The organism is Nocardioides sp. ChNu-153 (assembly GCF_030466625.1).
Classification (GTDB): domain Bacteria; phylum Actinomycetota; class Actinomycetes; order Propionibacteriales; family Nocardioidaceae; genus Nocardioides.
On the sequence record NZ_JADEVT010000020.1, the window covers coordinates 23,046 to 44,149 of the forward strand.

Annotated in this window: 23 protein-coding genes; 13 read left to right on the forward strand and 10 right to left on the reverse strand. The window is 74.8% G+C overall.

Features of this window, described 5'->3' with window-relative positions; all coding sequences use genetic code 11:
• The first annotated feature begins 10 nt into the window (after nt 1-10).
• Together INN71_RS17185 and INN71_RS17190 are read left to right on the forward strand one after the other, a co-directional pair.
• Complete coding sequence (locus INN71_RS17185) at nt 11-979, forward strand: NAD(P)H-quinone oxidoreductase (protein WP_301801315.1); 969 nt, start codon at nt 11-13, stop codon at nt 977-979.
• A gap of 59 nt (nt 980-1,038) precedes the next feature.
• Nucleotides 1,039-1,692 carry a bacterial proteasome activator family protein gene (locus INN71_RS17190; protein WP_301801317.1) on the forward strand — a complete coding sequence of 218 codons (654 nt, stop codon included), beginning with the start codon at nt 1,039-1,041 and terminating at the stop codon, nt 1,690-1,692.
• Nucleotides 1,693-1,725: 33 nt separating this feature from the next.
• On the opposite strand, the gene INN71_RS17195 is transcribed toward INN71_RS17190, so the two are convergent.
• Genes INN71_RS17195 through serS form a run of 4 tightly spaced genes read right to left on the reverse strand, consistent with a single transcriptional unit; the run spans nt 1,726 to nt 5,456 of the window.
• Complete coding sequence (locus tag INN71_RS17195; RefSeq protein ID WP_301801320.1) at nt 1,726-2,400, reverse strand: hypothetical protein; 675 nt, start codon at nt 2,398-2,400, stop codon at nt 1,726-1,728.
• Nucleotides 2,397-3,311 (reverse strand): HAD family hydrolase, encoded by a 915-nt coding sequence (locus INN71_RS17200; RefSeq protein WP_301801322.1) that lies wholly within the window; start codon nt 3,309-3,311, stop codon nt 2,397-2,399. The genes INN71_RS17195 and INN71_RS17200 overlap by 4 nt, the downstream gene beginning before the upstream one ends.
• 8 nt (nt 3,312-3,319) lie before the next feature.
• On the reverse strand, nt 3,320-4,177 hold the full coding sequence (locus INN71_RS17205) for an HAD family hydrolase (RefSeq protein ID WP_301801324.1): 858 nt from the start codon (nt 4,175-4,177) through the stop codon (nt 3,320-3,322).
• A gap of 1 nt (nt 4,178) precedes the next feature.
• Entirely contained in the window at nt 4,179-5,456 is a 1,278-nt protein-coding gene (gene serS / locus INN71_RS17210; protein ID WP_277497708.1) for a serine--tRNA ligase, read from the reverse strand.
• A gap of 238 nt (nt 5,457-5,694) precedes the next feature.
• Between serS and INN71_RS17215 the strand changes: the two genes are divergently transcribed.
• Entirely contained in the window at nt 5,695-7,266 is a 1,572-nt protein-coding gene (locus INN71_RS17215; RefSeq protein WP_277497707.1) for a YegS/Rv2252/BmrU family lipid kinase, read from the forward strand.
• 45 nt (nt 7,267-7,311) lie between these two features.
• Here INN71_RS17215 and INN71_RS17220 read toward each other — a convergent pair whose 3' ends face one another.
• Both INN71_RS17220 and INN71_RS17225 read right to left on the reverse strand, forming a co-directional pair.
• Nucleotides 7,312-8,061, reverse strand: a complete 750-nt coding sequence (locus INN71_RS17220) for a GAF and ANTAR domain-containing protein (protein ID WP_277497706.1) — start codon at nt 8,059-8,061, stop codon at nt 7,312-7,314.
• Nucleotides 8,062-8,212: 151 nt separating this feature from the next.
• Nucleotides 8,213-8,602 carry a DUF4446 family protein gene (locus tag INN71_RS17225; protein WP_277497705.1) on the reverse strand — a complete coding sequence of 130 codons (390 nt, stop codon included), beginning with the start codon at nt 8,600-8,602 and terminating at the stop codon, nt 8,213-8,215.
• Nucleotides 8,603-8,729: 127 nt separating this feature from the next.
• Here INN71_RS17225 and INN71_RS17230 point away from each other — a divergent pair, with 127 nt between their 5' ends.
• From INN71_RS17230 to INN71_RS17260, 7 genes are all read left to right on the forward strand, one after another.
• A complete protein-coding gene (locus INN71_RS17230) occupies nt 8,730-9,995 on the forward strand; it encodes an arginine deiminase (RefSeq protein WP_277497704.1) in 1,266 nt (421 codons plus the stop codon).
• A gap of 268 nt (nt 9,996-10,263) precedes the next feature.
• On the forward strand, nt 10,264-10,635 hold the full coding sequence (locus INN71_RS17235) for a Crp/Fnr family transcriptional regulator (RefSeq protein ID WP_277497703.1): 372 nt from the start codon (nt 10,264-10,266) through the stop codon (nt 10,633-10,635).
• A gap of 14 nt (nt 10,636-10,649) precedes the next feature.
• Nucleotides 10,650-11,942: an adenylate/guanylate cyclase domain-containing protein gene (locus tag INN71_RS17240; protein ID WP_277497701.1), complete on the forward strand. Its 1,293-nt coding sequence runs from the start codon at nt 10,650-10,652 to the stop codon at nt 11,940-11,942.
• 112 nt (nt 11,943-12,054) lie between these two features.
• The gene (locus INN71_RS17245) at nt 12,055-12,672 is read left to right on the forward strand and encodes an AIM24 family protein (RefSeq protein WP_277497700.1); all 618 of its coding nucleotides are present in this window, start codon (nt 12,055-12,057) and stop codon (nt 12,670-12,672) included.
• Nucleotides 12,673-12,682: 10 nt separating this feature from the next.
• The gene (locus INN71_RS17250; RefSeq protein ID WP_277497699.1) at nt 12,683-13,324 is read left to right on the forward strand and encodes an AIM24 family protein; all 642 of its coding nucleotides are present in this window, start codon (nt 12,683-12,685) and stop codon (nt 13,322-13,324) included.
• The gene (locus INN71_RS17255) at nt 13,324-14,085 is read left to right on the forward strand and encodes an AIM24 family protein (protein ID WP_277497698.1); all 762 of its coding nucleotides are present in this window, start codon (nt 13,324-13,326) and stop codon (nt 14,083-14,085) included. The genes INN71_RS17250 and INN71_RS17255 overlap by 1 nt, the downstream gene beginning before the upstream one ends.
• A 92-nt stretch (nt 14,086-14,177) precedes the next feature.
• Nucleotides 14,178-14,753 carry a TerD family protein gene (locus INN71_RS17260; protein ID WP_277497697.1) on the forward strand — a complete coding sequence of 192 codons (576 nt, stop codon included), beginning with the start codon at nt 14,178-14,180 and terminating at the stop codon, nt 14,751-14,753.
• Between the two features lie 295 nt (nt 14,754-15,048).
• On the opposite strand, the gene INN71_RS17265 is transcribed toward INN71_RS17260, so the two are convergent.
• Nucleotides 15,049-15,996, reverse strand: coding sequence for a DUF5926 family protein (locus tag INN71_RS17265; RefSeq protein WP_277497696.1), 948 nt, complete (start codon nt 15,994-15,996; stop codon nt 15,049-15,051).
• Between the two features lie 64 nt (nt 15,997-16,060).
• Nucleotides 16,061-16,849: a glycerophosphodiester phosphodiesterase family protein gene (locus tag INN71_RS17270; protein ID WP_277497695.1), complete on the reverse strand. Its 789-nt coding sequence runs from the start codon at nt 16,847-16,849 to the stop codon at nt 16,061-16,063.
• A gap of 116 nt (nt 16,850-16,965) precedes the next feature.
• Between INN71_RS17270 and INN71_RS17275 the strand changes: the two genes are divergently transcribed.
• Nucleotides 16,966-17,976, forward strand: a complete 1,011-nt coding sequence (locus INN71_RS17275; RefSeq protein WP_301801329.1) for a class I SAM-dependent methyltransferase — start codon at nt 16,966-16,968, stop codon at nt 17,974-17,976.
• Nucleotides 17,977-18,041: 65 nt separating this feature from the next.
• Here INN71_RS17275 and INN71_RS17280 read toward each other — a convergent pair whose 3' ends face one another.
• Nucleotides 18,042-19,244 (reverse strand): ATP-binding protein, encoded by a 1,203-nt coding sequence (locus tag INN71_RS17280; RefSeq protein ID WP_301801330.1) that lies wholly within the window; start codon nt 19,242-19,244, stop codon nt 18,042-18,044.
• A 110-nt stretch (nt 19,245-19,354) separates the two neighbouring features.
• On the opposite strand from INN71_RS17280, the gene INN71_RS17285 reads away from it, so the two are divergent.
• Both INN71_RS17285 and INN71_RS17290 read left to right on the forward strand, forming a co-directional pair.
• Nucleotides 19,355-20,221, forward strand: coding sequence for an Fpg/Nei family DNA glycosylase (locus tag INN71_RS17285; RefSeq protein ID WP_301801332.1), 867 nt, complete (start codon nt 19,355-19,357; stop codon nt 20,219-20,221).
• 50 nt (nt 20,222-20,271) lie between these two features.
• Nucleotides 20,272-20,607 carry a rhodanese-like domain-containing protein gene (locus tag INN71_RS17290; RefSeq protein WP_301801333.1) on the forward strand — a complete coding sequence of 112 codons (336 nt, stop codon included), beginning with the start codon at nt 20,272-20,274 and terminating at the stop codon, nt 20,605-20,607.
• A gap of 324 nt (nt 20,608-20,931) precedes the next feature.
• On the opposite strand, the gene INN71_RS17295 is transcribed toward INN71_RS17290, so the two are convergent.
• Nucleotides 20,932-21,104, reverse strand: a 173-nt coding sequence (locus INN71_RS17295) for an integrase core domain-containing protein (protein ID WP_277497804.1), incomplete at its 5' end; no start/stop codon positions are given.

Below are 21,104 nucleotides of genomic sequence, written 5' to 3' on the forward strand. Positions count from 1 at the left end.
GGTCGGAGCCATGCGTGCCGTGACTGCTCCCGAGCCCGGCGGGCCCGAGGCCCTCGTCCTGTCCGAGCTGCCCGACCCCGAGCCGGGGCCCGGCGAGGTGCTCGTCGAGGTGGTGGCGAGCGCGGTCAACCGCGCCGACCTCCTCCAGCGCCGCGGCTTCTACCCGCCGCCGCCGGGCGCGTCCGACGTGCTCGGGCTCGAGTGCAGCGGCCGGGTCGCCGCGCTCGGCGAGGGCGTCGAGGGCTGGTCGGTCGGTGACGAGGTCTGCGCGCTCCTCGCCGGTGGGGGCTACGCCTCGCACGTCGTCGTGCCCGCAGGCCAGCTCATGCCCCCGCCGCCCGGCGTGGACCTCGTGACGGCCGCGGCCTTCCCCGAGGTCGCCTGCACCGTGTGGTCGAACGTCGTGATGACCGCCGGTCTGCGCGAGGGCGAGACCTTCCTGGTGCACGGCGGCGCCGGCGGCATCGGCACCTTCGCCATCCAGCTCGCCGCCGCCCGCGGCGCCCGGGTGCTCGCGACCGCCGGGAGCGCCGAGAAGCGCGCGCTCTGCGTCGACCTGGGCGCCGAGCGCGCCATCGACTACCGCGAGGAGGACTTCGTCGCGGTGCTCCGCGAGCTCGGCGGCGCCGACGTGGTGCTCGACAACATGGGCGCGAAGTACCTGTCCCGCAACGTCGACGCCCTCGCCACCGGCGGGCGGCTCGTGGTCATCGGCATGCAGGGCGGCAGCAAGGCCGAGCTCGACCTCGGCACGCTGCTGACGAAGCGCGCGTCGGTCGCCGCGACGTCCCTGCGCGCGCGTCCCGTGGCGGAGAAGGCCGAGATCTGCGCCCAGGTGGCCGAGCACGTGTGGCCCCTCGTCGGCGCGGGCTCCGTGCGCGCCGTCGTGCACGCGACGCTGCCGCTCGAGCAGGTCGCCGACGCCCACACCGTGGTCGAGGAGTCCTCGCACTCCGGCAAGGTGCTGCTGACGCTCTGAGCGATCTGGGCGATCTGGGCGCCCCGGGGCGGCACCGGCCGCTGGCTAGGGTGGGGCGCATGAGCCAGCAGCCCGAGCAGAGCACGACCCCGGCCGGCACCCCCGCGGCTGGCACCCCCGCGGAGGAGACCCCCCGCGACGAGCAGCGCGTGGTCATCATCGGCCCCGACGGCCAGCCCGTCGCGACCGTGCCGGCCAGCGCCCTGGCGGACGCCGGCGCGCAGGACGGCGACGCCGAGGGCGAGGGCGGCGAGCGGCACCCGGCCGAGCTCGTGGAGCAGCCCGCGAAGGTCATGCGGATCGGCAGCATGATCCGCCAGCTCCTCGAGGAGGTGAAGGCGGCACCGCTCGACGAGGCCAGCCGCAACCGCCTCAAGGAGATCCACGAGTCGTCGATCAAGGAGCTCGAGGAGGGCCTCGCCCCCGAGCTCGTCGAGGAGCTGCAGCGCCTCTCGCTGCCGTTCGCCGACGGCACGCCGAGCGAGGGCGAGCTGCGCATCGCGCAGGCCCAGCTCGTCGGGTGGCTCGAGGGCCTCTTCCACGGCATCCAGACCGCGATCCACGCCCAGCAGATGGTGGCGCGCGCCCAGCTCGAGCAGATGCGGCGCGCGCTGCCGCCCGGCCAGGGCCAGCCCGGCGCCGTCCCCACCGCGGGGCTCCCGGCGCAGGCTCGCCCGGCGCAGCCCGGCGAGTCGGGCGGGATGTACCTCTAGGTCGCGCGCCGGGTCACCGGCGCCGGGCCGCCGTCAGTGGCGGCGGCCCACCACCCGGCCGAGCAGCGCCGTACCGGCGAAGCCGACGAGGCCGATCGCGACCACCAGCAGGCCCGGGAGCATGGCGCCGAGGTAGGCCGGCGGCTCGCCCGCCCCCGCCGAGGTGAGGGTGGGGCTCGCGTCCACGCCCGCGACGGCCTCCTCGACCGCCGCGTCGGTCAGCTCGCCGGCGGGCACGAGGCCGCACAGGTCGGTGGTGAGCACGTAGGACTCCACCGCGCCGTCCTGCGGCGTCAGGAACATGACGTACGACGCGCCCGCCCGCGGCTCCGGCGTCGTGGCCGACGCCGCCCCCGAGACCTGCACCTTCAGCGGCGCCCCGCCCTCCTCGACGCCGCCGCGGAAGACGCGCTGGGCGACGACGACCACGTCGCGCACCGGCTCGCCCGCGGCGCTCGCGTCGCCCGACGGGTCCTTGGGGGGCACGCCCGGCACCCCCGCGGTGCGGACGACGCCGCGTAGCACGACCTGGGCCTCGCGGGTGCGGTCCTCGACGTCGCCGGCGCACTCCTCGGCGGCGACCGTCGTGCCGGCCGGGGCGGCGGTGGCAGCGGTGGCAGCGGTGGCCGGGGCCACCAGCACGGCGCCCAGCACCCAGCCGCCGAGCACGGCGGCTCCGACGCGGTGTCGCGCTCGTCGGTCGGTCATCGTGCGCCCTCCTCCTCGTCGGGGTCCTCGGCCGCCGGCCATCCTGCCAGACCGAACACGGCGGCCAGGGCGGCCGCGACCCCGTCGGCGTCGTGCGGACCGGCGCGGTGGCCGGCCACCGCGACGAGCGCCGGGTGGGCGTCGGCCATGGCGTACGACGTGCCCGCCCAGCTCAGCAGCGGGATGTCGTTGGGCATGTCGCCGAACGCGACGACCTCCGCGGGCGCCACGCCCAGCTCGTCGCAGAGCAGCGCGAGCGTCGAGGCCTTGGTGACGCCGGCCGCGCTCATCTCCACGAGCGCGCCGGTCGAGGACCAGGTGACGGTGACGAGGTCGCCCACCGCCTCCTCGACCTCACCCCAGTAGACCTCCGGGGTGCGGGTCGGGTGCCGCGCGAGCAGCTTCACGCAGGGGGCCGGGCCGTCGGAGCGCTCGGCCAGCTCCGGGAACGGGGCGACGAGCGGCTCCGCGTCGCGCGGGTCGCGCGCCCCCGACGGGCGGGGCGCCCAGGCGGGCTCGCAGGCGAGGCCCTCGGTGGTCTCCAGCGCGAGCACGGTGCCCGGTACGGCGGCGCGCAGCCGGTCCGCGACCTCGAGCAGCACCGCGCCGGGCACCGGGCGGGCGGTGCGCACGGCGCGGGCGGCGACGTCGTACACGATCCCGCCGTTCGAGCAGACCGCGAGCCCGTGGCCCCCGACGTCGGCCCAGAGGTCCTCCATCCAGCGGATCGGGCGGCCGGTCACGAAGACGACGGGCACGCCCCGGGCGTCGAGCTCGACCAGCACCGCGCGGGTGCGGTCGCTGACCCGCCCGTCGGCGCCGAGCAGGGTGCCGTCGAGGTCGGTGGCGACGAGGCGCGGCAGGGCGCCGTCCGTCCGGGGCGCGCCGCCGGCCCCCTCCGCGTGCGTCACTGGACGACTCAGCCGAACCAGCGGTCGAGCTCGACGGCCGCGCCGTCGTCGGCCACGGTGTCCGTCACGGCGTCGGCGGCCTCGCGCACGGCCTCCACCGCCTGGCCCATGGCCACGCCACGGCCCGCCCACGCGAGCATCTCGACGTCGTTGCGCCCGTCGCCGATCGCGAGCACGTCGGCCGCGGTGAGGCCCAGCGCCTCGCACACGTGGGCGAGGCCCGACGCCTTGTGGACCCCGACCGGGGTGAGGTCGAGCCAGGCGGTCCAGCCGACGACGTAGTCGGTGCCCTGCAGGCCGAGCCGGGCGCCGAGCGCCACGAAGTCCTCGGCCGTGGCCTCGGGGTCGCGGATGATGACGCGGCTGACCGGCTCCGCGACCATCGTGTCGAGCTCGGTGACCCGCAGCTCGCCGTCGAGCTCGCCCGGGGGGAACGGCGCGTTGACGTGGTACCCGCCGCCGTTGCGGTCCTCCACCGCCACGAGCGCGCCGGGGTGGTGCTCGAGCACGGCTCGGACCGCCTCGCGGGCGTCGAACGTCTCCTCGTGCACGATCTCCAGCGGGGCCCACCGCGTCAGCACGGCGCCGTTCGACGCGACGACCCACAGGCGGTCGTCACCGTCGGGCGTGGGCTGCCCGCGCAGGCCGAGCAGCTCGGCGACCGGGGTCATCGAGTGCACGGAGCGGCCGCTGGCCAGCACCACGTGGGCCCCCGCGTCGAGGGCGCGCTGCACCGCGGCGCGCACCGCCGGGGCGACCTCCTCGTGGGTGGTGCCCGAGCCGTCGACCCACTTCAGCAGCGTGCCGTCGATGTCGAGCGCGACGAGGCGGGGACGCCAGCCGTCCCCCGGGGTGGGGCCGGCCACGTCAGGCACCGACCGGGGTCAGCAGCTCGCGGCCGCCGAGGTACGGGCGGAGCGCGGCCGGGACGCGCACGGAGCCGTCGGCCTGCTGGTGGGTCTCGAGGATCGCGACGATGGTGCGCGTCATCGCGCAGAGCGTGCCGTTGAGCGTCGCCACCGCGCCGGTGCCCTCGGGGAAGCGCCCGCGCGTCTCGAGCCGGCGCGTCTGGAAATCGGTGCAGTTCGACGTCGACGTCAGCTCGCGGTACTTGCCCTGCGTCGGGATCCACGCCTCGCAGTCGAACTTGCGCTGCGCCGAGAGCCCGAGGTCGCCCGCCGCCACGTCGATGACCCGGTAGGCCAGCTCGAGCTTGTCGAGGAAGTCCTTCTCCCACTGCAGGAGGCGCTGGTGCTCCGCGTAGGACTCCTCGATCGTCGTGTAGACGAACATCTCGACCTTGTCGAACCAGTGCACGCGGATGATGCCGCGCGTGTCCTTGCCGTGCGAGCCGGCCTCCTTGCGGAAGCAGGGGCTGAACGCGGCGTAGCGCAGCGGCAGCGTCGCCCCGTCGAGGATCTCCCCCGAGTGGTACGCCGCCATCGGCACCTCCGAGGTGCCGACCAGGTACATGTCCTGGCCCTCGATCCGGTAGACGTCGTCGGCCGCCTGGCCGAGGAAGCCGGTGCCGGCCATCGCCTCGGGCTTCACCAGCGCCGGCGCGATCACCTCGGTGAACCCGGTGGCGTGCGCCTGGTCCATCGCCATGTTGACCAGCGCGCGCTCCAGCTGCGCGCCGACGCCCGTGAGGAAGTAGAACCGCGAGCCCGACACCTTGGCGCCGCGGTCGAGGTCGATGGCGCCGAGCATCCGGCCGAGCTCGACGTGGTCGCGCGGCTCGAAGCCCTCGGCGGCGAAGTCGCGCGGCGTGCCGACGGTCTCCAGCACCACGAAGTCGTCCTCGCCGCCGGCGGGCGACTCCTCGGCCGCCGGGTTCGGGATGGCGAGCAGCGCCTCCTGCCACGCCGCCTCGGCCTCGCCCTGCGCCGCCTCGGCGGCCTTCACCTCGGCGGAGAGCTCGCGGGTGCGCGCCAGCAGCTCCTGCTTCTCCTCCGGCGCCGCCTTCGGCACCAGCTTGCCGAGCTGCTTCTGCTCGGCCCGCCTCGCCTCGAACGTCGCGATGGCGGTGCGCCGCGCGCGGTCGGCGGCGAGGGCCTCGTCGACGACGGAGTCGGACAGCCCGCGCTTGGCCTGCGCGGCACGGATCCGGTCGGGGTCGTCACGGAGGAGGCGGGGATCGATCATGGGGCGAGGCTATCGGGCCCGGCCTGCCGCGCGGGCCGCGCGTCGCGCGCCCGGTGGGGGGTACCGGCGCGGGCGCGGACGTGGGGGCGGCCACGGCGTCGCCGGGCCCGGTCGCGGAGCCCGCAGCAGGCATACTCTCCAGGGCTCCCGTGCGCGCCGGGCCCCGCGGCGGGGAGCCCCGTCGTACCCGCCCGACAGCCGTCCGCAGCCCCGCCCGACAGCCGCCCGAGGAGGCCCCGTGCTCGACCGTTCCCGCACCCTGCAACTGGGCTGGGCGCTCACGTGCTTCCTGCTGCTGGCGCTGGTCGGCACCCTGGCCGTCGGCGAGTGGGGACCGGTCGCCGCGCTCGACAACCGCGGCGAGGGCGCCCAGTCGTGGCGCACCGAGGTGTCGTGGCTGCGCGACGTGCTGGGGGTCGTCGAGCTCGTCTTCGGGACCGTCGGCCTGACGATCATGACCGCGGTCCTGGCGCTGCTGCTCGTGCGGGCCCACCGCCGGGCGGCGATCTACGTCGTCGTCGTCATGCTCGCGACCTCGCTCGCGACGACCGGCATCAAGCTCGCCGTCGGTCGCCCGCGGCCCGAGTGGCAGGACGTCGTCGGCACGCTCGGCACCAACTCGTTCCCGTCGGGCCACGTGTCGGGGGTGAGCGCCCTCGCCGGCGTGGGGCTCGTGCTGGCCGTGATGCTGGCGCGCCGGGCGGGGGTACGCCGCCTCGTCGCCACCCTGGGCCTGCTCGCCGTGCTGGCCGTCGCCGCGGACCGGGTGCTGCTGGGCCGGCACTACCCCACCGACGTGCTCGGCGGCGTGCTGCTGGCGGCCGGGATGGTGCTGCTCGGCATGGTCGTCGTCTCCCCGCTGCCCCGCAGCACCGCCGGGAAGGTCGAGCCGCTGCCGGAGGTCTTCACCTCGACCCGGCGACTCGCCGTCGTGCTCAACCCCATCAAGGTCGAGGACGAGGACGCGTTCCGCGCCGTCGTGACCCGCCTGGCGCTGGAGTCGGGGTGGTCGGAGCCGACCTGGTACCTGACGACGATCGAGGACCCCGGCACGGGCATGGCCGAGCAGGCGGCCCTCGCGGGCGCCGACCTGGTCCTCGTGTGCGGCGGGGACGGCACCGTGCGCGAGGTCTGCGCCGAGCTGGCCGGCACCGGCGTGCCCGTCGGGATCATCCCCGCGGGCACCGGCAACCTGCTGGCCCGCAACCTCGACATCCCCCTCTACCTGCGCTCCGCCATCGACGTGGGGCTCAACGGCCAGGACCGGGCGATCGACCTCGTCGCGGTCTCGGGCGACGGCATCGAGGACACCCACTTCATGGTGATGGCCGGCATGGGCTTCGACGCCGCGATCATGGAGGGCGTCAACGAGGACATCAAGAAGAAGGTGGGCTGGCTCGCCTACGTCATCTCCGGGCTGCGCTCGCTCATGTTCCCGGCCGTGCGCGTCGAGATCACCGTCGACGACGGGGAGCCGACCGTCCACCGCGCCCGCACGGTCGTCGTCGGCAACGTCGGCTCGCTGCAGGCCGGCATGCCGTTGCTGCCGAGCGCCTCGATCGACGACGGTCTGCTCGACGTCGTGCTGCTGCACCCCCAGCGCTTCGTGTCGTGGATCCCGCTCGCCCTGCGGATCGTCGCCAAGCTGTCGCGGGTCGACGACACGATCAACCGCTTCACCGGCCAGCGCATCGTGGTGCGCACCCACACCGACACCCCCCGCCAGCTCGACGGCGACTCCGTCGGCTCCGGGCGCGAGCTGCGGATGGAGTGCATCCACGGGCGCGTGCTCGTGCGCGTCCCCCGCTGAGCCGCCTCCGCGAGCCGCCGCGAGCCGCCCCCGGCGCTCGAGTCGTCAGTCGGCGGCGGGAGCGGGGGCGCCGAGCCCCTCGACGTGCCGCTCGCGCACCAGCTCCTCGGCGATGTCGAAGAGCTTGCGGTTCTGCTCCTGCGACAGCCGGCGGAGCACCTCGAAGGCCACCGCCTCCTCGAGGTCGAAGCGCTCCATGACGATCCCGATGGCGGCGCCGATGGTGGTGCGGCGGTTCATCGCCTCGAGCATCCGGTCGACGTTGCGGACCGCGGCCAGGGCCACGGCGCCGTGCGCCGCGATGGCCTGCGCGCTCTCCCGCTCCTCGTGGTCGAAGCCCCCGACCGCGTCGGAGTAGAGCGTGAGCACGCCGATCTGGTCGCGGTTGGTCCGCAGCCGCACGCTCAGCAGCGACCGGGCCCCGAGGGTGCGCACGACCTCGGCCGACCAGCGGGGCCAGCGGCTCTCGGCAGCGAGGTCGTAGGAGTGGACCAGTGCCACCTCGCCGACGACGTCCACGCACGGCCCCTCCCGGAGGGCGCGCTGCAGGTCGTCGAGGGCCTGCAGGCGCGGGTCCGTCACGGCGGAGGGCACGGGAGCCGCCGGGGTGACCGGGGTGGCGTGGTTGGCCTGGCCCTCGGCGGGCGCGGACGGCACGAGGCTCGCGCTGGTGCAGGACTCGACCAGGTCGACCGCTGCAGCGACGACGTGCTCCTGGACGGCCTCCACGCTGCGCAGGGAGTCGAGCTCCCGGGCCAGCTCCGCCATCCGGCGCCCCAGGTCGGAGACACGCACGTCGAGCACCTTCGTCCGCAAACCAGGGCACAGCTCACCCTCGGCTGCCTGCTCAACCGCAGGGGGGAGTTTCCCAGCGACGACCCGCGCAGGCAAATGCTCCACCCCTCGGATGCCGGTTCTCACCCCGACGGGTGGGACGACCCGGGGGTCAGGGCCGGGCGGCGCCGATCGCCTCGAGCTCCTCGGGGGACAGCTGCTGCTCGCTCGTCCAGCCCGTCACCGTCTTCGCGTAGGTGCGGGCCTCGCTGCGACCGTGGATGGAGGTCACGACGGTGCCGTGGCCCTGGTCGTCCAGCAGCGCGAGGCTCCACGACAGGTGCCCGCCCATGTCGCCGTGCGCGTCGTACCGCACCACCGCGAGGTGCCGCAGCGCCCCGGTCCCCTCGGCCCGCAGCGCCGCCACCTCCTGACGGAGGCCGAGCACGTCGGCCGGGACGCCCTCGACGGGCGCCGGACGGGCGGTACGGCGCAGCGCCGCCACCGCCGTACCGAGGGCGGCGAGGGCGACGAGCAGGGCGAGGGCGGCGACGATCCACACGCCCGCGACCCTAGCGGCCGGAGGGCCCGCCTCAGTCGAGGTAGAGGTCGATGCCCATCTCCGGGTCGTCCACGTCCCCGGCGACGGCGCGCCACCGCCAACCCGGCTCCGCCCTAGGCTGGCGCGCATGAGCACGACGCCGAGCGCCGCCCCGTCCGCCGTACCCGCGTGGGGAGCCGACAGCGAGGTCGGACGCCTGCGCACCGTGATGCTCCACCGCCCCGGCAACGAGCTGAAGCGCCTCACGCCCCGCAACAACGACAAGCTGCTCTTCGACGGCATCCCGTGGGTCGGCCGGGCGCAGGAGGAGCACGACGCCTTCGCGGAGGCGTTGCGGGCGCGCGACGTCGAGGTGCTCTACCTGACCGAGCTGCTGACCGAGACCTTCGCGAGCCCCGAGGCCCGCGCGCAGGCCATCACCTCGGTGCTGACCAGCCTGCACCTCGGCGACACCCTGCGCTCCTACCTCGCCGACGCGCTCGCCGACGCCAGCCCCGAGGAGCTGACGACGACGCTCACCGCCGGCATCCGCAACGACGAGGTGCGCGGCGGCCACGGTCTCGTGACGTCGCTGCTGGCGCCCGACGACTTCCTCGTCGACCCGCTGCCCAACCTGCTCTTCACCCGCGACTCCAGCGTGTGGGTGCGTGACCGGGTGGCCGTCACGAGCCTCGCGATGCCGGCCCGCGCCCGGGAGACGCAGCTGACCGAGCTCATCTACGGCCTGCACCCGCGGTTCGCGGGCACGCAGCGCATCCACGGCTGGCACAACGAGTACGTCGAGGGTGGCGACGTGCTGCTGCTCGCGCCCGGCGTCATCGCGGTGGGGGTGGGCGAGCGCTCGACCCCCGCGGGTGTCGAGCGCCTGGCGCGCCAGGCCTTCTTCGCGGGTCTCGCCCACACCGTGCTCGCCGTGCCGATCGCGCAGGAGCGGGCGACCATGCACCTCGACACGGTGTGCACGATGGTCGACGTCGACAAGGTGGTGATGTACCCCAACGTCGCCGACAGCCTGCGCGCCCACGCCGTGACCCTCGCCGGCGGGCCCGGTGCGGCCGAGGGGGCCGCCGACGAGGCGGCGCTGGAGCTGGCCGTCGCCCCGCCCGAGCCGTTCCTCGTGGCGGCCGCACGGGCCATGGGCATCGACGTCCTCCACCAGATCGACACCGGCCTCGACCCCGTGACCGCCGAGCGCGAGCAGTGGGACGACGGCAACAACACCCTCGCCCTCGCCCCGCGCGTGGCGGTGGCCTACGAGCGCAACGACGAGACCAACGCCCGGCTCGAGGCGGCCGGGATCGAGGTCGTCCGGATCGCCGGCTCCGAGCTGGGCTCGGGCCGCGGCGGGCCGCGCTGCATGAGCTGCCCGGTGCTGCGCGAGCCGCTCGCCTGAGCGGGTCGCCGGCGACCCGCCAGCGACCCCGACGGCGACCCGCCCGGCACCAGCCGGGTACCGGTCGCTGTGAGCGAACACTGCTTTACACCGACCGTTCGCTCCGCGAAGATCCGGCGGAGGGCTCCGCGAAGATCCGGCGGAGGGCTCCGCGAAGATCCGGCGGAGGGCTCCGCGAAGATCCGGCGGAGGGCTCCGCGAAGATCCGGCGGAGGGGAGCAAGGACCGGCGCCGAACCTCGGCGCCGGCGAACGCGAGAGGTAGCCACATGTCTGTCTTCGACGCCCTGAGCCCGGCCGAGATCGAGAAGGTCAAGGCCGCCGGGACGACGCTCCCGCTGCCGGCGGGCTGGTCGCCCATCAGCGAGCGCACCGGCGCCGACAAGGCCTACGTCATCCTCGAGGGCGAGGTCTCGGTGCGGAAGGGCGGCACGGAGATCGCCACCCTCGGCCCCGGCGACATCATGGGCGAGATGGCGATCATCAACCACACGTTGCGCAGCGCGACGATCGTGGCGCTGACCCGCCTGAAGGTCGTGCACCTGTCGCCGGAGGCCATCGAGAAGCTGGACGCCTCGGTGCCCGCCTTCGGCGAGGCCGTCCGCGCCGCCGCGGCCGCCCGCGTCGGCGACGACGGCTGAGCGCACCCGGGCCCGTGCCCCCCGCCGAGGAGCCCCTCGACGCGCTCGTCGCACCCGAGGCCGCCGAGGACCCCGAGGTCGGAGAGGTCGGCGAGGTCGGAGAGGTCGAGGACGTCGGCGAGGGCCGTGAGGTCCCCGACGTCCGCGCCCAGGTGCGCGCGGTGGAGACCGGGCTGCTCGGCGGTGAGCCGCACCTGACCCGTCGGCAGGTGGCGGAGCGCGTGGGCGTGCCGCTGAGCCTCGCCGAGGAGCTGTGGCACCGCCTCGGCTTCCCCCACCACGCCGACGACGACGTGGCGTTCACCGACGCCGACGTCGAGGCGCTCTCCCTGGCCCGGGACCTCGTGATGCTGGGCATCCTCGACGCGGGTTCGCAGGCCGCCATGGTGCGCACGTGGGGCCGCAGCTTCGCCCGGCTCGCCGAGTGGCAGACCGACCTCCTGGCCCGCCTCGCGCTGTCCGCGGAGGACCCGGGCCAGCGCATCACCGAGCTGACCGACGAGGTGCTGCCGCGCCTGGAGGTGCTGCAGAGCTACATCTGGCGCCGGCACCTCGTCAGCGCCGCGAACCGCATCCTGACCCCGACCGGGCCCGACCCGGACGCGAGCCGCGCGGGCGACCCCACGGCGTACCTGGCCGTCGGATTCGTCGACATCGTCGGGTACACCAGCCGCAGCCGGACGCTCTCGGAGCCGGAGTTCGTCACCTGGATCGAGTCGTTCGAGGACGTCGCGACGGCCGAGGTGACCGACCGCGGCGGCCGGGTGATCAAGGCGATCGGCGACGAGATCCTCTTCGTCACCGACGACCCCGTGCAGGCCGCCGAGGTGGCCCTCGCGCTCACCACCCGCGGCGCCGACGCCGACGACCCGTTCCCCGAGGTGCGGGCGGGGCTCGCGTACGGCGAGGTGGTCATCCGCCTCGGCGACGTCTACGGCAGCACCGTCAACATCGCGGCCCGGCTCACGTCCATCGCGCGCCCCGGCACCGTCGTGGTCGACAGCGGACTGCAGGAGGTGCTCACCAGCCTCGCCGCGGCCGCCGAGGACCCCGAGGACCCCGACGACCCCGAGGGTCCCGACGACCCCGAGGACCCCCACGGGGGCGGGCGCGACGACGTGCTCCGCCTCGCGGCGCAGCTGACCGACGAGGCGCGCCACCACGCGCAGGAGGCGCTCGCCCTGCTGACGGGCGAGGCCGCTCCCGCCCACCTGCCCTACCGCTTCCGGCGCATCCGACGCGCCACCCTCAAGGGGTTTCCCGGGGTGCGCGGTCGGGTACTGCGCAGGGCCGAGCCCGGACGCTAGGCTCGCGGCGGCCTCGGGGCCGAGCGGGTCGTGGTGGCGGGTGCGGTGACGTGCGTCGAGACGGGCCCCCCGGGGCCGTGAGAGCCAGGGCGCCTGGCGGCAGGAGGAACGGATGGCCCAGCTCGTGGCCCAGAAGCGGGTGCTGCTCGCGGACCTCACGGGCGACTCGATCCGGGCGATGTCCGGCTCGATGGTCGCCTACCAGGGCCAGGTCGAGTTCAAGAGCGCCGGCATGGGCGGGGGTGGCGGCTTCCGGGCCGCGATCCGCCAGCGCGTCGCCGGCGAGTCGATCTCCCTCATGGAGTGCACGGGCCACGGCCGCGTCCACCTCGCCTACCAGGCGCAGGACGTGACGGTCATCGGCGTGCAGAACGACACGGTGACGGTCGAGTCGGAGCACGTGCTGGCGGTGACGCGCGACCTGCAGCTCGACGTGCAGTTCGCCGGCCTGCGCGGCATGACGACCGGCCAGGGTCTCGCGACCACCAAGGTCAGCGGCTCCGGTCAGCTCGCCATCGTCTCCGACGGGCCGCTCATCGGGCTCGACGTCGCCCCGGGCCAGCCGGTGGTCGTCGACCCGGACGCGTACGTCGCGGGGCTGGGCCAGCTGCAGATGTCCCTGGTCTCCGGGGTCACGTGGCGCTCGCTCGTCGGGGAGGGCGGCGGCGAGCCGTTCTCGCTGCGCTTCGAGGGCCACGGGCGCGTCTACATCCAGCCGGCCGAGCGCTGAGGGGGGCGTCGTGACGTACGAGCAGGTCAACTCCAAGGTCGTGCGGGTGCCGGTGACGCAGTCGCGTCCCGTGCTGGCCCGCCGGGGCTCGATGCTGGGCTACTCCGGCCAGGTCTCCTTCCGCCCCGTCGCGGGCCAGGGCCAGGGCGTGCGGTCGATGGTCGGCGCCGCGCTGGCGGGCGAGTCGACGGCGATGATGGTCACCGAGGGCGACGGGTCCGTGCTCTACGGCTTCCGTGGTCTCTACACGACCGTCGTGCAGCTGACGGGCGACTCGATGGTGGTGGAGGCCGACCGCCTCCTCGTCCACGACGCCCACCTGCAGACCAGCATCGAGATGGTCGGGCAGGGCGGCGTGCGGCAGATGGCCCGCGGCGCCGTGACCGGTCAGGGCCTCTTCACCACGCGCGTGTCCGGGCAGGGCACGGTCGTGCTGCTCTCCCACGGCGGCACGTTCCCGATCCAGCTGAACGGGGACACCGTCGGCGTCGACCCGCAGGCGTACGTCGCGCACACCGGCGCGCTGCAGGTCGAGCTCAAGCAGTCGCTCGGCATGCGGGACCTCATCGGCCGCGGTTCGGGCGAGGCGTTCCAGCTGCACGTCTCGGGTCACGGCGTCGTGCACGTCCAGGCCTCGGAGGAGAAGTTCTGATGATCGACGGACTCGGCACGGCGTCGTACGACGCCCAGAGCCTCCCGGCCGACGACAACGTCAACCCCTACGCGTTCTCGATCGCGCTGGCGGGCGAGTGGTTCGTCTCCAAGGGCGCGATGATCGCCTACTACGGCAACGTCGACTTCGCCGGCGTCAGCCAGTACGCGTCGCGGGCCAGCTGGGTCGCCGCCCGCTTCTCCTCCCCCATGTACGCCGACGAGTGGGTCGTCGCGAGCGGTCAGGGCAAGGTGGTCGTCGCCGACCGCGGCCACGACGTGAACTCCTACGACCTGGAGGACGGCAACCTCACGATCAAGCAGGCCAACCTGCTGGGGTTCGCCCCGACGCTGGAGCTGAAGCAGTCGATCGTGCCGGGGTTCGTCACCCTCATCGGCACCGGCAAGTTCCTGGCCTCCTCCAACGGCCCCGTCATCTTCGTCGAGCCGCCGTTCCGCGCCGACCCCGAGGCGCTGCTCGGCTGGTCGGACTGCCCGTCGCCGAGCCAGCACTACGACCACCACTGGATGGCGCAGTCGTTCATGGCGGGGGTACAGGGGATGCTCGGGCGCGAGTCCGGCGAGGAGCGCCAGTACGACTTCACCGGCGCCGGCACGATCCTGCTGCAGAGCTCGGAGAAGCTCGTCGTCGACGCGGCCCTCCTGCGCACGGTGGAGAGCCACACGAACCTGCTCGACGCGCAGTCGGCCGGCGCGCTCGGGCAGCGGTTGATCGCCCGCTCCCAGCAGGGCGGGCGCTGAACGGGCACTTCCGTGCCCACCGGTCCGTTAGAACTGGCACCAGGGAGACCCGGGTCGACCGACCCGGGTCACGCAACGCGAAGGGAACCGCAATGGGAGTCTCGCTCAGCAAGGGCGGCAACGTCTCACTGTCGAAGGAGGCCCCCGGCCTCACCGCCATCGACATCGGTCTCGGCTGGGACGTCAACACGTTCTCCGGCGCCGACTTCGACCTCGACGCCTCGGCCATCCTGGTCGGCTCGAACGGCAAGGTCGTCTCCGACCAGCACTTCATCTTCTTCAACAACCTCGCCTCCCCCGACGGCTCCGTGAACCACGCGGGTGACAACACCACCGGCCAGGGCGAGGGCGACGACGAGGTCATCAAGGCCAACCTCGCCTCCGTGCCCGCCGAGATCGAGCGCATCGTCGTCGCGGTCTCGATCTACGACGCCGAGGGTCGCAGCCAGAACTTCGGCGCCGTGCGCAACGCGTTCATCCGCGTGGTCAACCAGGCCAACGGCTCGGAGATCGCCCGCTACGACCTGACCGAGGACGCCTCCGTCGAGACCGCCATGGTCTTCGGCGAGGTCTACCGCAACGGCGCCGAGTGGAAGTTCAAGGCCGTCGGCCAGGGCTACGCCTCGGGCCTGCGCGGCATCGCGTCGGACTTCGGCGTCAACGTCTGAGGCTGCGCCCCCGGCGCACCACCGGAGCGGCGTCCGCCGTACCGGAGGAGGAGCCGGCGATCCCACCCACGCGGTCGGGGTCGCCGGTTCCTGCGTCTCCCGCTGCGGCGCGCACGAGGGGGCCGGGGAGGAAATGTAGAAGTCCGGCCGCTGCTGACGGGGGATACAGCAACGACCGGACGAGGGTGAATCTACTGACCTCGGGGCCCCGAGGCAACTTCCGCGGGCAACGTCCCGCATCCCGGTCCAGACGGGCGGCGGCCGTCAACGACGCGGGAAATCGGTCGGTCTCCGCTCAGCGAATCGTGACCTGACGGCCCGCCAGCGCGGAGCGCACGGAGCGCTGCTCGGTGGTCAGCGGGGTGCTCTCGGCGAGCGCGTCGTCGAGCCGGGCGGCGAAGGCGGTGGCGGCGTCCTCGAGCACGTCGGCGCCCGTGCCCGACGGCAGGTCCCACACCGGGGTCAGCAGGCCGTGGGCGCGGAACATCCCGACGAGGCGCGAGCCCTCGGCCACCTCGTCGGCGCCCGCGGCGTGCAGCCGGGCGAGGGCGTCGAGCAGCTCGTCCTCCGGCTGCGGCATGGCCCAGCGCAGGTGCTCCTTGGTGCGGACGTCGGTCCAGTACGCCGCCGTCACGCTCTCCAGGCGCCGCGTGGGCGTCATCTGCGCGTCGGCCTGCTCCGCGGCGGCCGCGACGGCGCCCGACTCGTCGTCCACCACGTCGGCCCAGTAGCCGAACGTCGGGTGGACCGTGATGTCGAGCGGGCCGTCGACCAGCAGGTCCTGCAGCCGCGGGCCCTCGCCCGGGTCGCTCGTGAGCCCGACCGTGCCGGAGTCGCCGGCCTCCGCGTAGGCGAGCGCGTCCGTCAGCACCGCCCCGAGGTCGCGGGACGGGTCGCCGAAGCCGTGGAGCACCTGCAGCGCGAGCACGACGCGGCCGTCCGCGCCGACGTACGCCGGGGCGGCCCCGGGCAGCAGGGTGGCGAGGAGGACCTCGCGGTCGCCCCCGTCGCGCAGGGTCAGGGGCGCGGTCGCGGCCGGGACGAGCTCGCGCAGCGCGACGAGGTCGCACTCCGAGGCCAGGCCCTCGAAGGGTCGGCGCACGAAGACGGGCGGCGGGCCGTCGGGCGAGCCGTGGCAGGCCTTGTAGCGGCGGCCCGAGCCGCACGGGCAGGGCTGCCGGGGCCCGACCTCGCCGGGGGTGGTCTGCTGGTCGCGGGCCTTGGTGCGGGAGCGCTTCGCCATGCGGGCCACCCTAGGTCGTGCGGCGCGGTGGGGCCGCCGGCGGGCACGGTCGCGTCGGGCGCGGTCACGTCGGGGCGGCGTCCACCAGCTCCCGCAGCGCTCGCGGGCGGTCGGTGATGACGGCGTGGGCGCCGATGTGGCGGCACAGGTCGAGCTGGGCGCGGTCGTTCACGGTCCACACGTGCACCTCGTGCGGCCCCAGCGCCAGCCGCTCGGCGAGCCCGGGGTGCTCGCTCAGCTCGTCGATGCCGGGGCCCACGCCCCAGTCGCTGCCGATCATCCGGCGCAGCGCGGGCCAGTAGTGCGCCTGCTCGAAGAGCTGGACGACGCGCAGGTCGGGGGCGAGCCGGCGTACCCGCTGCAGGGCGGTGTGGGAGAAGCTCAGCACCCGCACGGGGGCGTCCGCGCCGTCCCAGCCGAAGTCGCGCAGCAGCTCGACGAGGCGGCGCTCGACGAGCCCGCCGTACCGGGTCGGGTGCTTCGTCTCGATGGCCAGCTCGACGGGGCGGGCGTGGTCGGCGGCGACCTCCATCAGCCGGCGCAGCGTCAGCACGCCGTGCTCGGCGGGGTCGAGGTCGGGCGCCTCGTCGCCGAGGACGGTCCAGGGCCGGTGGCGGGCGGCGACGTCGAGCTCGTGGAGGTCCGCGAGCTCCATGGTGGAGACGATGCCGGGGCGGCGACCAGGGCGCGGCAGGAACCGGTCGTGGACGAGGACGAGGTGACCGTCGGCGGTGAGCCGCACGTCGCACTCCAGGCCGTCCGCGCCGGCGTCGAGGGCGGCGACGAAGGCGCCGAGGGTGTGCTCGGCGGCCACGTCCGTGGCACCGCGGTGGGCGACGACGAGCGGCCTCATCCCGCCATTGTCAACCCGCCCGTCCGCCCGCCGGGCGCGCCGGGGCGTGTCGTCCCCGGCGCGGCGGGGCGCGCGGTCGCTAGGGTCGGGTGCCAGCGACCACACGAGGGGGGCCCATGTCGGGAGCAGGGACGACGTCCGTCGAACGACGGATCAGCCGGTACGTCGAGGAGGGGCTCGGCGCCGTCACGGGCTGGTTCGAGACCGAGTCGGCGGAGGTGATCGCCTCGCTGCTGCGCCACCAGCTGACCGCCGGCACGCAGGGCGACGTGGCCGAGATCGGCGTGCACCACGGCAAGTCGTTCCTGCTGCTCGCCAACGGCGTGCGGCCCGACGAGCGGGCCGTGGCCCTCGACGTCTTCGACGACCAGCACCTCAACGTCGACCAGTCCGGCAAGGGCGACCGCGCCGTCTTCGAGCGCAACGTCGCCGCGTGGGCCGACCCCGACCGCGTGGTGGTGGTGCAGGGCTCGAGCACCGACGTGGCCCCCGACCGGGCGGTGGAGACGTTCGGGCACGTGCGCCTCTTCTCCGTCGACGGCGGCCACACCAGCGGCATCACGTGCCACGACCTGCGGCTGGCCGAGGCGTGCCTCGTCGACGACGGCGTCGTGGTGCTCGACGACATCTTCAACCCCCACTGGCTCGGCGTGCTGTCGGGCCTGCGCGACTACCTGGCGACGAGCAGCGCCCTGCGCCCGTTCGCGGTCTCGGCCAACAAGCTCTACCTGGCCCGGCCGGACGCGACCGGCCCGCTGGTGGCGCACCTGCGCGAGGACATGGCCGACCTGCTCGGCAAGCCGGAGGTCGAGTTCTTCGGCGCGCTCGTCGACGTGTACGGGATGGGCTCGCAGCGCCGCCGGCGGGCCGCCGCCGAGGCGGCCGCGCGCGCGAAGGACGGGTCGGCGCAGGAGCAGCAGCTGCGCCGCGACCTCCAGGAGGGCCGGACCCGCCTGGCCACCGTGCAGCGCGAGCTGGAGGAGGCGCGGCGCGCGCTCGTGGCGTGCCGGCAGGCGGCGGTCGACGCGCAGCGCCGTGTCGACGCGATGACCGGGTCGACGTCGTGGCGCGTCACCGCGCCCGTGCGCGCCGCCGGCGGCTGGGTGAAGGCGCGGCGCCGGGGCTGAGGGCGTCGTACCTCGTAGGTCGGCCGGGGCGCTGTCGGGGCCGCGGTGCTGTCGGGGCGCGGCGCTCAGGCGTCGCGGCCGCGGAGGAACCGGGCGAAGTGCGGCACCGTGAACGCGATCTGGCCGCGCTCGGCGGAGTAGACGAGGCCTTTCTTGATGAGGCCGTCGCGGGCGGGGCTGAGCGACTGCGGCTTGCGGCCCAGGTGCCGCGCGATGTCGGCGGTGGCGACGGGGCCGTCGCCGGTCTCCAGCGCGAGGTCGGCCATCGCGACCATGTAGTCGCGCTCGGCGGGGGTGGCGCGCTCGTAGCGGACGCCGAAGAACCCGCGGCCCAGCTCGGCCTCCGCCTCGGGGGCGGCGGCCTCCACGTCGGCCAGCCGCACCGGGTCGGCCACCGCGGCGTCCCAGGTGACCTTCCCGTAGGCCTGCACGAAGTAGGGGTAGCCGTCGGTGAGGCGGTAGAGCTCGTCGAGCGCATCGGGCTCGAACGTGACGCCCTCCCCCGCCGCCGGCACCGTCCAGGCGCGCTCGGCCATGGCGCGCGGCAGGCGGTCGACCTCGACGTACGCGAACAGGCGCTCCGCGTAGGAGCGCGACGCCGCGAGGGCGGCCGGGAGGTGCGGCAGGCCGGCGCCGACGACGACGAGCGGGGCGCCCTGCTGGCTGATCTCGTGGCAGGCGCCGCACAGGGCGGTGAGCTCGGGCAGCGGCACGTCCTGCATCTCGTCGAGGAACAGGCCGATGCCGACGCCGAGGTCGCGGGCCAGCGCGGCGACATCGGTGAACAGCTCGAGCAGGTCGAGCTCGAGGTCGCCGGAGTCGGCGCGGCCCTTCGTGGCCGGCACGTCGGCGAGGTGGGCGCCGGGCACCCAGCGGCTGCCGGCCCGGTCGCCGCGGCCGGTGGCCAGCGCGAACGACTTGAGCACGCCGGCGACCTCGTCGACCCGGTCGGGGTCGCGGTGGCGGTGGGCGACCTCGCGCACGGCGGCGTGCACGGCCTGGGCGACCTGCAGCCGGATGCTGACCTCGGGGCGCGCCTCGATCTTGCCGGTGCCCCAGGCCCGGTTCACCGCCGCGGAGCGCAGCGCGTTGAGGAGCACCGTCTTGCCGACGCCGCGCAGGCCGAAGAGCACCATGCTGCGCTCGGGGCGGCCGGCCGCGACGCGCTCGAGGGTCACCTCGAACTGCTCCAGCTGGCGGTCGCGGCCGGCGAGCTCGGGCGGCCGCTGGCCGGCGCCGGGGGCGTAGGGGTTGCGCACCGGGTCCATGGCGAGGAACGTATCGGGGCGTCTAGCCCCGTTCGTAGAGACGCGCCGCAGCCTGCTGCGGCGGCCGCTTTCCGGCGTACGACCTGGGGTGCGGCACTAGGCTCGTGCCCATGCCCGAGCTGCCCGAGGTGGAGGCGCTGGCGCTCGACCTGAGCGGCCGGCTCGAGGGGCGCGCGGTCGCGACCGTGCACCTGGCCGCGTTCAGCGCGCTGAAGACGTTCGACCCGCCGCTGAGCGCGCTCGACGGCTCCTTCGTCGAGGGGGTGTCGCGGCACGGGAAGTTCCTCGACATCGGCGTCGGGGGGCTTCACCTGGTGCTGCACCTGGCCCGCGCGGGCTGGGTGCGCTGGCGCGACGAGGTGCCCGCGGTGCCGCCGCGGCCGAGCACGAAGTCGACGCTCGCGGCGCGCATCGTGCTCGACGACGACACGGGCCTCGACGTGACGGAGGCCGGGACGCGCAAGAGCCTCGCGATGTACGTCGTGCGCGATCCCGCCGACGTCCCCGGCATCGCCCGGCTCGGGCCCGACCCGCTGTCGGCCGAGTTCACGCGGGACACGCTCGCCGACATCCTCACCGCGGCCGGGCGGGCGCAGGTCAAGGGCGTGCTGCGCGACCAGTCGACGATCGCGGGCATCGGCAACGCCTACTCCGACGAGCTGCTGCACGCCGCGCGGCTCTCGCCGTTCAAGCCCGCGAACAGCCTGACCCCGGAGCAGGTCGACCAGCTGTTCGCCGCCATCGACGCCGTCGTGGGCGACGCGGTACGCCGCTCCCGCGGGCTCGCCGCGAGCGAGCTGAAGGGCGAGAAGAAGTCGAACCTGTCGGTCCACGGCCGCACCAGCGAGAAGTGCCCCGTCTGCGGCGACGTCGTGCGCGAGGTGTCGTTCGCGGACTCGAGCCTGCAGTACTGCCCCACCTGCCAGACCGGCGGCAAGCCGCTGGCCGACCGGCGGATGTCGAAGCTGCTGAAGTAGGGCGCGGCCCTGGCCCGCCCGAGGTGGCCCGCGGGTCGTACCGTTGCCGCATGGTCTCCATCCCCACCGTCGGCATCGACGGCGTGCCCCACCCGCTGCCCGAGGGCCTGCCCGTGCTCGACGTGCGCGAGCCGTCGGAGTGGGCCGCCGGCCACATCGAGGGCGCGCTCCACGTGCCGCTCAGCGAGCTGCCCGCCCGGCTCGACGAGGTGCCGACCGAGCAGACGCTCGTCGTGTGCAAGGCCGGCGGCCGCTCCGGCCAGGCCGTGGCGTGGCTGACGCAGCAGGGCCGCGACGTCGTGAACCTCGACGGCGGCATGCTCGACTGGGAGGCCGCCGGCCGCCCCGTGGTCGCCGACGGCGACGCCGCGCCGTACGTGGCGTGAGGTAGCGGGCGGGGTCGATCCGCCCGCACCGTCGCCGGTCCGTGGCCGGTCGCCCGCCCGTGTAACGCGGTGTCCGGGCTACTGCACACGCGTCAGGCGGCGCACCCAGACACGTCAGCACCGCGTCAGACGTCAGCACCGCGGCAGATGGCGGTGGAGTAGGGCGGCACGCGGCGTCGTGTCGGGACGCGGCGCTGGCGCGCCACCCCGCTCCCGGTTCGGTGGTCGAGGTGGCCGCGCGCTGGGCCCGGTGGTCGAGGTGGCCGCGCGCTGGCCCGGTGGTCGAGGTGGCCGCGCGCTGGCCCGGTGGTTGAGGTGGCCGCGCTAGCTGTGATGTCCAGGGACGTTGGTCAGCCTGGTGATGGGTGGTTGGCCGCCGATGGCGGTGTGGGGCCGGTGGTGATTGTAGAAGTGCAGCCAGGTCTCGAGGGTGTCGTCGCGTTGCTGGGTTGAGGGGTAGTGGCGGGCGTAGGCCCAGCCGTCGGCGAGGGTGCGGT